Below are 13514 nucleotides of genomic sequence, written 5' to 3'. Positions count from 1 at the left end.
CTCCGCCTTCGCTCGGCAGCGCTGACAAACGACCCAATTGCCGCTGGTCGGCGGGCGTCACCATGCAAGGAGAAAGATCATGTCCATCAAGGAACTGCTTTTCGCGGCCGCGGACATCTGGATGATCGCCGTCGGTTTCACCTACGGCATCAAGTTCATCCGGAATTACCGGAACTATCTGCTCGGCATCGAGTGGATCATCGTCGCGACATCGGGCACGAATTTCCTGCTGTTCGGTCTGCTGAAAGCCGGCCACGACAGCCCGATGTATACCGCCGCGGCCTTTTTGGACGCCTTCTCTCGTTCGGTCGGCATCACGCTGATTCTGGTTCTGGGTCTGATGCAGGTCACCCACCGGTACAAGCCGTCGGTGGCGGTGGATATCGGGGCGTTCGCGCTGGCGGGTGTGGCCGGTCTGCTGCTGGTCGCCTTCCATGAGGAGATCGGCCTGCCGGGCAAGCTCTACCTGGTCGCGGCCAACGTCGTCACGACGATCTTCCTGATCTATTTCAGCAAGCGCCTGTGGGACATCGGTGAACGCGGGCACGCTGTCTCGGCGGCCGTCGCCACTGCGTGCGGATTCGTCATCGCGGCGACCTACGACTTCGTGCGAATTCCGGGCGACGATGCCGAACACACGATCTTCTACATTTTCGCGCTGTCCACCTGGGGCCTGCAGATGTTCGCGTATTACCGCGCGTACCGGGCATTCGACGCCCACAACAAGCGCGTCGACGCTCCCGTGATGACCGATGGCGCCCCGGTCGTCGCGTAAGCCATCGGACCCTCTTTTCGAACGATCAATACAGTCAGGAGCCGAGATGGCAACGCACGATGCGCAGGAAGAAACCACCGAGGTCGTCGTCATCGGCGCCGGAATGGCGGGGTTGATGGCAGCGACCACCCTCGCGCCTCAGGCGCAGGTGGTGGTGCTCGAGTCGACCGATCGCACTGGTGGCCGCGTCGACACCGTTCGGCAGGGCGACTACTGGATCAACCTGGGCACCCAGTTCACCGAGGGCACCGGCACGCTGATAGAGGCCCTCGACCGGCACGGCATCGAGATGGGTTCGCTCGCGGGGAAAAGTGTCGCGTTGCACCTGAACGGGTCGACCGTCGACACGTCGAATCCTTTCGCGCTCATGTTCCGCACCCGGATGACCATGCGGGACCGGCTCGGCCTGGCCATGGTGGGCACCCGCATCCTCACGGCCGCACCGTTTCTCGAATCGCAGAGCCGATTCGCGCAGCGGGTCCGCGCTCGGCTCGACTCCAAACTCGCGTCGTATCTACTGAACGGCGTCCGTTCGGAGCTGGCCGCCACCATCGTCCGATCGTGGTCGGCGCAGTGGATGGGATGTGATCCGGACGAGACGGCCGCCGCCCAGTTCGTCTACTCGGTCGGCATCGCGCTGACCGATCCGGCGAAGGTCCCGAACTTCTCGCTGCCCGTGGGCGGCAACCAGACACTGACCGATGTGCTGGCCGAGGATCTCGGCACCCGCGTCCGCCTGAACTCGGTGGTGCGATCGGTGCGCCGCGACGGTGACGGCGTGGTCGTCGACTATCTCGACGGCGACCGCCCCCAGCGGTTGCGCGCCGAGCGGGTTGTCGTCACCACGCCCGCCGATGTCACCGAGCGGATCGTTCCCGACCTTCCGCAGCGGTATCGGAACGCGTTCAACGACATCACCTACGGCCGCTATGCGGTGGTCGGCTTCTTCACCGACGAAGACGGGCCGCAGCCGTGGGACGAGTACTTCGCGATCTCCTCGCCGCAGCTGTCGTTCCAGGCGATGTTCAATCACGCTGCGGCACTGCGCACCGGCAGCGATCGCAAGCCGGGCGGTGCCCTCGCCTGTTTCGCGGGCGGTGGCAAGGCCGATGCCCTGCTGGACCTGCCCGACGAGGAGATCGTGTCGCGCTTCCGGAACGACCTGCTCACCCTGCTGCCCGAGCTGGAAGGAAAACTGGGGGAGGGCATCCTGCGGCGGCACCGCCGGGTCGTCCCCTTCTGGGCGCCCGGTCGGCGCAAGACGCTCCCGACCTTGCGCGACCCGCTCGGCCCCATCCATCTCGCCGGCGACTATCAGCTCGACGTGCCGTCACTCGCCGACGCGGCCGCCTCCGGTGAGCGTTCGGCGCAGGCGGTGCTGGCCAGTCTGGGCCGCTCACGATAGGCGGGCGAGCGGCGCTTGCCGCGGTGGTCGGTGATTGACAGCGCGACCTCGTTGACGCAAGCTAAGCAAGCGCTCACTTATTCGGGTGGCGCTGGCTCCGGTGTCGACCGGGCGGATCCGCGGAGGAGTAGCGCCGATGAATATCGCTGGGAAGGTGGCCGTCGTCACCGGTGGTGGGGCGGGCATCGGGGCCGCGACGGCGGCGGCGCTGGCCGCTGCCGGTGCGCGGGTCGTGGTGTCGGATCTGCACGAGGCGACGGCGCTGGCGACCTCGGAACGGATCAATCTCGAGCACCCGGGCGCGACCGTGGGTGCCGGTGCCGACGCGACCGACCGTGCCGCGATCGAGGGCCTGGTCGCGCTGGCGGAGAGCCGCTTCGGGCCGGTGGATCTGTATTTCGCGAACGCGGGGATTCTCGAAGCGTCCGGCCTCGGTGACGACGCCGAGTGGGACAGGGCATTGGAGGTCAACCTGCGCGCGCACGTCCGGGCCGCGCAGGTGCTGGTCCCGGGGTGGCTCGAGCGCGGTGCGGGCTATTTCATCAGCACCGCGTCGGCCGCCGGCCTGCTCACCCAGATCGGCTCGGCGACCTACTCGGTGAGCAAACACGCCGCGGTCGGATTCGCCGAATGGCTCAGTGTGACCTACGGCGACAGCGGAATTCGCGTGAGCTGCCTGTGCCCGATGGGCGTCAACACCACGCTCCTGCACGGACGGGAAGCGGAGCCGCAGGTCGCCGCCGCGACCAGGGCGGTGACCACGGCGGGAGCGGTGCTCGAACCCGAGCAGGTGGCCACCGCGGTCCTGGCCGCGATCGCCGCCGAACAGTTCCTCGTCCTGCCCCATCCGGACGTGCTGGAAATGTACCGCCGTAAGGGTTCCGACTACGACCGCTGGCTGCGCGGAATGCGCCGCTTCCAATCCTTCCTGCTCGCCGCCGAGGGGCAGCGATGAAGCGTGACACGGAGTTTCGATTCGGGAGCTGGGATCATCGGCGTGCCGACTCGCATTCGAATTCGCGATGAGTTCATTGCTTTTCGCCATCGAACAGCCATCAGAAGCCGTTCTACCTGCGGAAACAGTGCGATGTGTGGTCCAGCGGCGTAGTCGGGATCGAGTAGCTTTCGATCGCAAGTGTGCCGGCGGTGTGATGGGGAGTTGCGATGAGAACTGGTGAGAACACGGTGTTCGAGCGGGAATTGCCGCTGCGGTGCGCGGTCAACGCCCGCGATCTGGGTGGTCTGCGGACCGAGGACGGCCGCCGGGTGCGGCCCCGCCTGGTGCTGCGCTCGGATCTGGTCACCGAGCTGGGGGCCGACGACCGGGCGTTCCTGGTGGACGACTGCGCCCTGCGCACCGTGATCGATCTGCGCGGCGCCGACGAGATCGGGACGGACGGGCGCGGCGCGCTGGCCGACGTCGTCTCGGGGTACCACAACGCCCACGTCTACGGTGCGAGCCGTACTCGCCTGGACCTCACCGAGGTCGCCCCCGGGGACACCATGTTCGGCCGGTACCTCGAATACCTCGAGCACAGTGCGCACAACATCGTCGCCGCGCTCGACCTGCTGACGACGCCCGCCCACCTGCCCGCGCTGATCCATTGCGCCGCGGGCAAAGACCGGACCGGTGTCGTGGTGGCCGTCCTGCTGGCCCTGCTCGACGTCCGTGCCGACGACATCGTCGCCGACTACGCCGCCACGGCACCGAACGTCCCCGCCCTGCGCGCCCGCCGCGACTCCACCGCGCCGCTGCCCGACTGGATCTTCGCCGCCGACGCCGACACCATGCGCCGATTCCTGTCCCACCTCACCACCGAACACGGCGGCGCCCACGCCTGGGCCACCCGCGCCGGTCTCGACGAATCGGCCCAGCGTCAACTCGCGACGATCCTCCTCGAGGACGCGGAAAGCCACTGACCTGGAATATCCGTGGCGGTGCGGCCGGTCGTGGGTTGTCGCCGCGGGCGCCGGGGTAGGTTTCGGGCCGGAGACGGGTCGGGTGTCCCCGATCCGGTGCGTGGAAGGAACAGTGCGATGGCGCGGGCGCTGGACGAATGGCTGGCAGGCGGAACGAGGTCGACGGTGCTGGGGCACACCGTCTTCCACCGCCAGGACGGTCCCGCGGAGGGGCCGCCGGTGACCCTGATGCACGGCTTTCCGACCTCGTCCTACGACTGGGCGGGGATCGTGCCGCGTCTGGTCGAGGCGGGGTATCGCGTGACGACCTTCGACTTCCTCGGTCTGGGCGCCAGTGCCAAACCCCGCGGATACGACTATCGTCTCACCGAACAGGCCGATATCACCCAGGAGCTGTGGCGCCGGCTCGGGATCGACCGGACCGCACTGGTCGCCCACGACTACGGGGTGAGCGTCGCCCAGGAACTGCTGGCCCGAGACGCCGACCGGATCGTCGCCATGACGTGGCTCAACGGCGGTCTCTACCCCGACCTGCACCGTCCTGTGCTGATGCAGCGACTGCTGCACGGACGCCTGGGCCCGCTGCTGGGCCGACTCGCCAGCGAACGCAGCTTCCGCGCGGTCATGGGCCAGATCATGGGCCGTGCGGTCGGTGACGAGGAACTGTCGGCGATGTGGGCCACGATCACCCTCGACGACGGCAAGCTGGTTCAGCATCGGCTGCTGCGCTACATCGACGAACGCCGGATGCACGCGCGGCGCTGGCAGGACGCCCTCGAAACCTATCCCGGCCCCAGCCAGTTCATCTGGGGCCCCGCCGACCCGATCAGCGGCGCCCACGTCCTGGTTCGGCTGCGCGACCGCCTGCCGGGCGCGGCCTTCACCGTCCTCGACACTCCACCGGCCGTGGGCCACTACCCGCAGGTGGAAGCCCCCGACGACGTCGGTGCGGCACTGGTCGCCTTCCTGACGGGCGCACAGTAGAACCGTCAGGGCGGGCACATGAGCAGTGAAGTGGACTGGTAACCGAGCAATCGTGTGCCGCAGGCTCGCGCCATCGCCGAAACTCAGGAGGTGCGCGATGGTTCGCAGAGGTGAACATGCGGTGGTGCTCGGCGCGAGCATGGCGGGGTTGCTCGCGGCACGAGTGCTGGCCGATTCCTACGACCGCGTGACGGTGGTGGAACGGGATCGGCTCGGCGCGGGAGCCGAGCCGCGCCGGGGAGTACCGCAGGGCAAGCATGTACACGCCTTGCTGCCGAGTGGATCCGCGGCGCTGGAGGTGTTGTTTCCCGGTGTGCTCGCCGACCTGGTCTCGGGTGGCACCAAGGTGGTCGAGGACTATACGGAGTTCTACTTCTCGGTCGGGGGCAACCGGCTCTCGTCCGAGGTACAGCCGCGCGTCCTGACCTACCTGCCGACCAGGCCGCGTCTGGAAGGGTCTGTGCGGGAACGTGTTCGGGCGCTGCCGACGGTGAGGTTCGCCGACGGCAACGACGTGGTCGGTCTGGTCTCGGACGAAACCCGCGGGCGGGTGCTCGGTGTCCGGATCATGGCGCGGGCGGCGGGGAGCGCGGAGGAAGTCCTGGCCGCCGATCTCGTCGTGGACGCGATGGGCCGTGGTACGCGGACCCCGACGTGGCTGCGCGGACTCGGCTACGAGATGCCTGCCGAGGAATCGGTGTCGGTCCACATGGGCTACTCCAGCCTGTCCGTGCGACTGCGGCCCGGCACCGAGCCGGAGAAACTGGTCCTGATCGGTCCGGCGCCGGACCGGCCGAGAGGGATGGCGTTGTTCGCGACCGAGGACGACACCTGGTTGTTCACCGCGACGGGCTACCGGGGCCACCATCCGAGCACGGGTTTCGCGGAAATGGTCGACGGCGTCGCGGGATTCGCCCCGCCGCGGGTGGTCGACGCGCTGCGTCACGCGGAGCCCCTGTCGGAGGTGGTGACCTACCGGTACGACGCCAACCGTCGGCGCCGTTACGACCGGGTGCGTCGATTCCCGCGGGGGCTGATCGTGCTCGGGGACGCGCTGTGTGGCTTCAATCCCATCTACGCCCAGGGGATGTCGGTCGCCGCGCTGGAGGCCGTCGCGCTGCGCGATTGTCTGCGTGACAGCGGTGACGATCTGGAACGACGCTTCTTCCGCGCCGCCGCCGGGCCGGTGGGTGTCGCGTGGCGGCTGGCTGTCGGCGCGGATCTGACGCAGCCGCGCGTCGAAGGTCCGCGGCCACTTTCGATCCGGCTGGTCAACCGCTACGTCCGCCACCTGCTCGACGTGGGTCGACACGATCCGGTGGTGGCCACGCAGTTCCTGCTGGTCTCGGCGTTGCTCGACCATCCGGTGCGGCTGCTGCGACCCGGGATCATCGCGCGGGTACTGCGCGGGACGGCTCGACCGGAGCGGGTCGAGGGCGTGTCGGCACAGCGAGTTCCGGTCCACTGAGCACCGGTGTCGGCAAAGACGAACAGAGCGGATGCGGAGCTGATACACATGGCCGGTGAGTAGCGCCTCAGCACAGCCGAGAACCGTCGCCGACCGGCTCCGGCTGGCCCGCCGGCGCCGGTTCGTCGGCCGCGTCGGCGAGATCGAGTTGTTCCTGGCGGCGCTCGACGCGGACGAGCCGCCCTTCTCGGTGCTGTTCGTCCACGGGCCGGGCGGTGTCGGCAAGACGACCCTGCTCGCCGAACTGCTGGAGGCGGCCGCGCACGCCGGACGCGGCACGGTGCGGGTCGACGGACGCTCCATCGAGCCGTCGCCCGCGGCGTTCGACGCGGCCGTGTCGGAGCTCGCGGAGCGTGGGGACCAGCCTCTTTCGGTGTTGGTGATCGACGGCTTCGAACGCCTTGCGCCGTTGGAGGATTGGCTCCGGGAGACCTTCCTGCCCGGCTTGGCGACCGACGTCCTGGTCGTGATCGCCGGTCGGCATCCGCCCGCCCGGGAGTGGTCGAACGACCCCGGCTGGCGGGAACTGCTGCGCGTGGTCTCGCTGCGGAACCTGGCACCCGATGACGCCCGTACCTACCTTCGCGTCGCGCAGGTCCCCGAGGACAAGCACGACCGGATGCTGGCGCTGACCCACGGCCATCCGCTGGCCCTGTCGCTCCTCGTCGATCTGCTGGCCCAGACCGCGGGCGAGCTGCCCGCCACGCTCGTCGACGCGCCGGACGCGGTGCGCGCCCTGCTCGCGCGGTTCGTCGAATCCGTGCCGAGCAGACGTCATCGGGCGGCGCTCGAGGTGTGCGCCCACGTCCGGTTCACCACCGAGGCGCTGCTGCGGGCCGCGCTCGACGAACCCGACTGCGCGGAGGAATTCGGATGGTTGTGCGAGCTCGCGATCATCGAGCGCGGACCGCTCGGGCTCGCTCCGCACGACATCGCTCGCGACGTCCTCGACGCGGATCTGCGCTGGCGTGATCCGGAGTCCTATCTCGAGGTGCATCGCCGCGTGCGCGGGCACCTCCTCGAGGTGCTCGACACCACCGCCGAACACGGTCGATGGCCCGTCGCGGACCTGGTTTTCCTGCATCGGCACAACCCGACGATCTCCGGGTACTGGGATTGGTCGAGCTTCGGCCGGGCTTTCCCCGACCGATACCGCCCGGCGCATCGCGAATCGATCCTGGCGATGACGAAACGACACCAGGGGCCCGAACAGGCCGAGCTGGTCGACTTCTGGCTCGTCCGCCAGCCCGAGCACTTCGTCGTCGTCCAGGGCTCGGGCGCCGAGCCGATCGGCTTCTTCTGCCGGCTTGCCCTGCACGAGGCGACCGAGGCGGACCTGGCCGCCGACCCGGGCACCCGCGCGATGTGGGACTACGCGACCCGCTACGGCCGACCCCGACCGGGGGAGCCGGTGTTCGCGGGCCGGTTCCTCGTCGACGGGGAAATGAACCAGCTCCCGTCACCGACGATCAATGTGGTCACCGCTCGATCGACCAAGAACTGGCTGTCACAACCGGATCTGACCTGGGAATTCATCGGCGCCTTCGCGGATTCCGACGCATGGGAGCCGTTCATGCGCCACATCGATTTCCATCGTGCGAGCGAGGCCGGATACGAGGTCGGTGGACAGCGCTACGCGGTCTACGCCCACGATTGGCGGCGTGGAGGCATCGCCGAATGGCTCGACTCGACCAATGACCGGGTCGTCGGCACGGAGATCGCGCGACCCGCGCCACCGGTACCCGAACTCGTGCTGTCCCAGCCCGAGTTCGCCGACGCCGTCCGTGCGGCGTTGCGTGAGCTCGGTCGCGGCGGGCGACTCGAGCGAAACCCGCTGCTGCGCTCCAAGGTCGTGCGGGGACGGCCGGGCTCGGCCACGGGTGGCACGCTCCGGGAACTGCTCACCACGATCGTCGAATCGCTGCGCGAGGAGACCCGTGGCGAGAAGCTCTACCGGGCGCTCGACCGCACCTATCTGCGACCGGCACCCACCCAGGAACGCGCCGCCGAGGTGCTCGGATTGCCGTTCTCCACCTACCGCCGTCACCTCACCCGGGCGGTGCAGCGGGTGATCGAGAAGATGTGGGAGATCGAGCTCTACGGGGCCGACTCACCCGAGCGCTGATCGATGACATCCGCCGGATCCTCCGCGAACCGGGTGGTGAGGTCCGTCGCGATCTCGTAGTGGCGCAGGAGGAACGAGCGTTCGTCGAGCTTCTTGCGCCGAAGCCAGCCGGTCACCTCGGCATTGCACTTGCTGGAATTGCACGACCCGCAGGCGGGGACGACATTGCCGAGGGTATAGCGGCCGCCGCGCGAGATGGCCTGCACGCAATCCTTCTGCAGCGCGGTGGCGGGGGAGCCGCAGTAGGCGCAGCCGCCCCACGACGTCTTGAGCGCGTCCCACTGTGCGTCGGTGAGGTCGTGGGTGACGCGCGCCATCCGCTTCTTGCGCTTGCGCGCGGCACGAACCTGTCTGCTACCGCCAGTGGGCACGACGGTGAGCGTACGCGGCGCGGGGGCCGACCGGTCGGAGGCCGCGCGGCTAGGAACCGACCTGGGAGCTCAGGTAGCTCAGGAGGATCTGCGCGTCGTCGCCGTAGTCGACGTGGGCTTCGGAGGCGTAGAAGTTGGCCATGTCCACGCCTTGGCGGCCCAGCTGGACGAGCTCGTCGACGGTGGCGGGGTCGGTGATGCTGAGCAGGCTTCGGGTGGTCGATCGGAGGTCGGCGCGAATGCCCGCGGCGACGGGGCCGAGCACGGCGCCGGTGAGGTCGGCGCCGGTGGCGGCCACCGTCGCCAGGTCGACGGCTGCCGCGATGGGGTCGTTGCGGTCGAGGGATTCGACGGCGCGCCACAGGATCTCCTGGATCTGACCGACGCTGTCGGCGATGCTCAGGAAATCGATGTGCAGGAGGGCGTCGGCGATGACGCTGACCCCCGCGGTCCGACCGGACGGGTCGACGGCGGCGGCCGCACGGATGACCTGGGCGACCAGTGTTCGGTCCACCCCCGCGGCGGCCTGGACCAGCGGGGCCAAGGCAACATTCAGGGCCTGCGCGGTGTCGTGCGCGCCGCGGATGTCACCGGCCGCGAGCAGTTCCGGGAGGCGGGTGAGGTCGTCGAGAATGGTCGGCAGGTTCGCCGCGGTGGCGGTCCAGCCCGCGCCCATGGTGACGGCCTGAGCGATCAGGCTGCGGGGATCGGCCGTGGCGGGAAGGTAATTCGCGATGGGCGTGGGATCACCGCTGAGGACCCGGCCGACGACGGCGAGGAACGGGGAGGTGGCGACATCGAGGGAGCAGTACAGGTCGCCGTCGGCGCACAGGGTGCGGACCCGATCGGTCAGCGCACCGAAATCCCGGTCCCGGCTTCCTGCGATGCCGTAGCCGGGCTGCGGATTGCCCAGGGAGAGCGTGGTATCCGGATCGCGATGCGGATCGGCCAGGAGCCCGACACCGACCACGCGATCGGCCTCGATGGGACCGTCGCCGTTGCCGATCTCGGTGGCGAGATCGCCGATGCCGTCCGCGCCCTGGCTGTAGCCGGCCAGGACGACCCGCGTCGACCCGCACAGGCCACGCAGCATCTGGCGCAGCCGCGATTCCAGGGTGCCCAGCGACTCCGCGTAGGTCAGGCCCTGGTCGAAAGCGCTTGCCGCGTACGGGGCGTAGAGCACGGTGATGTCGTCGCCGAACTGCCGTCGCAGGCCGTCGCCGACGGGCCGGAGCATGCCGACGGGCACCTCGGGATCGGCGCCCGGGGTGGTCTCCCAGGTCCCCGGCCCGAAGATCGCGGTGTACGGGGTGCAGGTCTGCGCGCCGGGCGCGTCCGCCCGCGCGACGCCGACCGACGCGGTCCCGGCCGCGACGACGGCGGCAACCAACGTCGTCGCGGCGGATCTCGACAGCCTGTTCATCGTCCAATTCCTCTGTTGCCGAAGGGGAGTCGCGACAGCGCGGCTATGCTGAATCGCACCGAACCGTCGTGACCAATTCTCGCCACTCGCCGCCGGTTCCATCGGCACTTTCAGACACATTTTCATTTCAGATTTGATGCCGAGAGGGTGTGCCTCGTCGGGTGCTGCGTGCGGCGGACGCCGCCTTCTGATCGGCGGGTTCCGGTCGAACGGTCAGGTGGTCGGTGACACGACGCAGAACTCGTTGCCCTGCGGGTCGTGCAGGACGGTCCAGCCGAAGCCGGGGAGTGCGTGTTCGTCGAGGACGGTGGCGCCGAGCGCCGTCAACCGGTCGACTTCGCTCTGCCGGGTGGTCGTCTGGAAGTCGATGTGCATCCGGTTCTTGGTGGATTTCGGTTCCGGGACCAGTTGGAACGCGAGGTAGCGGCCCTCCCCGAAACCCACTCCCGGCGGGGCGATCATGATGAAGTCCCCGGCGTCCGCCAGGACCGTGTAGCCGAGGGCCGCGGTCCAGAACTCGGCGAGCTCGGCGGGGTTGTTGCTGTCGATGGTTACGCCACCGAAGGCGATGGTGTCGGACACGGTGCAGACCCTAGACCAAGGAGCCGACACCTTCGGCCGGGGCGTCGGGACCGCCATGGGGAGACGAACCCGGTGTCGCCGACGGTGCCCATCGGTGTGCGAGCCGGTGGAATGTGTGGACGAGCTCCGGCGGGCTCAGCTCGGTGAGTTCGGTGTCGAAGGTGGCGAGGATGCCCGCGACGCCGGCCCAGGACCAGGCGCCGAGGGTGAGCCGGCAGTGCCCGGCATCGAGGTGTTCCACCACGGAACCGCCTGGGGCCCAGCGGGCCACGACCGCGGCGGGCAGGTCGAGCCGGGCGCTGCCGGTGCAGGGCCAGGCGGCGGGGGTGTCGCCGCGGTCGTGGGTGCTCATCACGAAATGGGCGAGGTCGTCGCCGGGGAGAGCGCGGGCCGCGAACGGCTGGGTGGTGGGGCGCGCGTGGAGGCGATCGACGCGACGCACGCGCCACTCGTGGTCGGTGCGGTCGTAGGCGACCACGTACCAGCGGGCGGCCCAGACGACCAGGTGGTGCGGCTCGATCCGGCGGGCGGGCAGGAAGTCCGGATCTCCGGGCGCGGACCGGGCGCCGTCGGGTCGCAGGGTCTCGGTGACCAGGAGGTGGCGGTGGCGGACCGCGGCGCCGACCGTGGTGAGCGCGGCCGGGTCGATGGGCGGCGCGGGGAACTCCCAGTAGTTCCGCAGCCGGGTCAGTCGCAGGGATTCCATCGATGCCCGCAGCGCAGGGGGCATGACCTGGTGGAGGGTGGTCAGTGCCCGCGCCGCGTCGTCGCCGAAGCCGAGCATCGTGCTGGGTGCTGTCTGCAGTGCCACCGCGACAGCGAGGGCCTGGTCGTGGTCGAACAGCAGTGGCGGCAGGGTGTGCGCGGCGCCGAGCCGGTAGCCGCCGTCGGGACCGTGGACGGTGGTGATCGGGTAGTCGAGCTCCCGCAGCGTCTCGATATCGCGGCGGACAGTGCGTTCGCTGACGCCGAGCCGGGTGGCCAGCGCGCGCAGCGGCCACTGCCGTCCCGATCCGAGCAGGGACAGCAGCCGCAGGGCCCGGTGTGAGGTGTTCGCCATCGATCCACCATGCCACCGGTGGTGGCCACTCGGTGTCCACCACCGGTGCCATGGTGGCCGTGTTCGGCGAGGAGCGACGAAAGGTGTTCGGAGATGCGGATAGTCGTGGTGGGTGGCGGAATCGGCGGGCTGGCACTGGGTGCGGGTCTGCGTCGCAGGGGATTCGAGGTCGTGGTGTTCGACCGCGACACCGAGGTGGCGGCGACGGGCGGTTACCACATCACCCTGGACGAGCGGGCGCTGTCGGCGCTGCGGACCCTGGTGGAACCGGCGATCATGCGGCGGTTGCTGGCCTCGGGCTCGGCACTGCGACTGCGTGAGCGAGATGCGTTGTGGGACAGGAGAGGCAGACTGCTCGGCTACGGGCCGGAGCTGAGCGGTAGCGGCAGTGTCGATGTCGACCGGATCACCCTGCGGATGCTCTTGGCCGAGGCCGTCGGTGACGGTCTGCGCTTGGGCCACAACGTCTCCGGCGTCGGATATGACGACTCCGGCGCGCCCGTGGTCTCGTTCGCCGATCGGGAGCCGATGTCGGCGGATCTGGTGGTGGGTGCGGACGGCACCCACTCGGTCGTGGCCCGCTGTCTCGCGGGCGGCCCGACCAACCGCCCGGCGGGCATCATGGGGTACTCCGGTCGCACCTCGCTGCGTGATCTCGGCCCCGCCGAGCAGCGGCGACTGCGGCCACGATCGGGGATGGCGATCGGCCCGCGCGGGGCAGCGCTCTACATCGGTTTCCTCGACCCGGTCGGCAATGCCGCGCTCGACGCTCCCGAACTCCGGATGGCGATCACCACCGGACCCACCTACATCTGGGGCGCGATGTTCACCGAATCCGCAGGCACCGACGCGCTGCGCCACCTGCGCGGCGAGGAACTCCAGACCGCGTTGCTGAGGCGGTTTCACCAGCGGGGCTGGGCCGAGCACACGCTGGAGGTGATCGCCAGGGCCGATCCGCACAGCGTGGCCGGGTTCCGGTTCAACGCCGCCTCCACCAGCGCCGAGGATCTCGCGCCCTGGCCCGCGGGCCGGATCACCGCGCTCGGCGACGCCGTGCACGCCACCCCACCCACCGCCGGGATGGGCGCGGGCGCGGCCATTCGCGACGCCGCCGACCTGCTCGCGCGGCTGAGTGAGGCCGCCGCCGGTTCGGCGACTCTCACCGACGCCGTGGGGCGATTCGAGGTCGACATGCGTCAGCGTGGCAGCGAGGTGCTGACCTCGGCGATGACGACCGTCCGGTGGATCCTGGCCACCGACACCGGACTCGGCGCCGCGGCCACCGCCGTGAGCACTCCGATTCTGGCCGCGGCTGCCCGCCTGCGCTCGCGAGAGTGAGGTTTGCCTTGCCTTACTTCGTGTGATCTAGTGGCAGCGAACCAGTTAGGCACGTGCGGAGGA

The 13514-nt window shown here is 69.5% G+C and carries 12 protein-coding genes; 8 read left to right on the top strand and 4 right to left on the bottom strand.

From position 1 onward, the window contains the following. Positions 1–79: 79 nt before the first annotated feature. The 7 genes from ACFYWJ_RS26670 to ACFYWJ_RS26640 all read left to right on the top strand — a co-directional run bounded on the left by ACFYWJ_RS26670 (position 80) and on the right by ACFYWJ_RS26640 (position 8677). Positions 80–775: a transporter gene (locus ACFYWJ_RS26670; RefSeq protein ID WP_355279785.1), complete on the top strand. Its 696-nt coding sequence runs from the start codon at positions 80–82 to the stop codon at positions 773–775. Between the two features lie 46 nt (positions 776–821). Beyond that, positions 822–2180: an NAD(P)/FAD-dependent oxidoreductase gene (locus ACFYWJ_RS26665; protein ID WP_355279690.1), complete on the top strand. Its 1359-nt coding sequence runs from the start codon at positions 822–824 to the stop codon at positions 2178–2180. 136 nt (positions 2181–2316) lie between these two features. Continuing rightward, positions 2317–3135, top strand: coding sequence for an SDR family oxidoreductase (locus ACFYWJ_RS26660; protein WP_355279688.1), 819 nt, complete (start codon positions 2317–2319; stop codon positions 3133–3135). A 209-nt stretch (positions 3136–3344) separates the two neighbouring features. Beyond that, positions 3345–4100 carry a tyrosine-protein phosphatase gene (locus ACFYWJ_RS26655; RefSeq protein ID WP_355279685.1) on the top strand — a complete coding sequence of 252 codons (756 nt, stop codon included), beginning with the start codon at positions 3345–3347 and terminating at the stop codon, positions 4098–4100. Positions 4101–4217: 117 nt separating this feature from the next. After that, positions 4218–5084, top strand: a complete 867-nt coding sequence (locus ACFYWJ_RS26650) for an alpha/beta hydrolase (protein ID WP_355279682.1) — start codon at positions 4218–4220, stop codon at positions 5082–5084. 97 nt (positions 5085–5181) lie between these two features. Continuing rightward, a complete protein-coding gene (locus ACFYWJ_RS26645) occupies positions 5182–6552 on the top strand; it encodes a 2-polyprenyl-6-methoxyphenol hydroxylase-like oxidoreductase (protein ID WP_355279680.1) in 1371 nt (456 codons plus the stop codon). 55 nt (positions 6553–6607) lie between these two features. Beyond that, positions 6608–8677: an AAA family ATPase gene (locus ACFYWJ_RS26640; protein ID WP_355279678.1), complete on the top strand. Its 2070-nt coding sequence runs from the start codon at positions 6608–6610 to the stop codon at positions 8675–8677. Here ACFYWJ_RS26640 and ACFYWJ_RS26635 read toward each other — a convergent pair. From ACFYWJ_RS26635 to ACFYWJ_RS26620, 4 genes are all read right to left on the bottom strand, one after another. Further along, entirely contained in the window at positions 8650–9048 is a 399-nt protein-coding gene (locus ACFYWJ_RS26635) for an HNH endonuclease (protein ID WP_355279675.1), read from the bottom strand. The genes ACFYWJ_RS26640 and ACFYWJ_RS26635 overlap by 28 nt on opposite strands. A 49-nt stretch (positions 9049–9097) precedes the next feature. Beyond that, a complete protein-coding gene (locus ACFYWJ_RS26630) occupies positions 9098–10471 on the bottom strand; it encodes a cutinase family protein (protein WP_355279672.1) in 1374 nt (457 codons plus the stop codon). A 213-nt stretch (positions 10472–10684) separates the two neighbouring features. After that, positions 10685–11053, bottom strand: coding sequence for a VOC family protein (locus ACFYWJ_RS26625; protein ID WP_355279670.1), 369 nt, complete (start codon positions 11051–11053; stop codon positions 10685–10687). 10 nt (positions 11054–11063) lie between these two features. Further along, positions 11064–12113, bottom strand: coding sequence for a WYL domain-containing protein (locus ACFYWJ_RS26620; RefSeq protein WP_355279667.1), 1050 nt, complete (start codon positions 12111–12113; stop codon positions 11064–11066). Between the two features lie 93 nt (positions 12114–12206). Between ACFYWJ_RS26620 and ACFYWJ_RS26615 the strand changes: the two genes are divergently transcribed. After that, positions 12207–13451: an FAD-dependent monooxygenase gene (locus ACFYWJ_RS26615; protein WP_355279665.1), complete on the top strand. Its 1245-nt coding sequence runs from the start codon at positions 12207–12209 to the stop codon at positions 13449–13451. The last annotated feature ends 63 nt before the right edge of the window (positions 13452–13514 follow it).

Origin of the sequence: Nocardia sp. NPDC003269 (genome assembly GCF_042888005.1) — a bacterium.
Lineage (GTDB): Bacteria > Actinomycetota > Actinomycetes > Mycobacteriales > Mycobacteriaceae > Nocardia.
The sequence above is the reverse complement of the archived record's forward strand: the minus strand, read 5'-3'. Positions and strand labels throughout refer to the sequence as shown.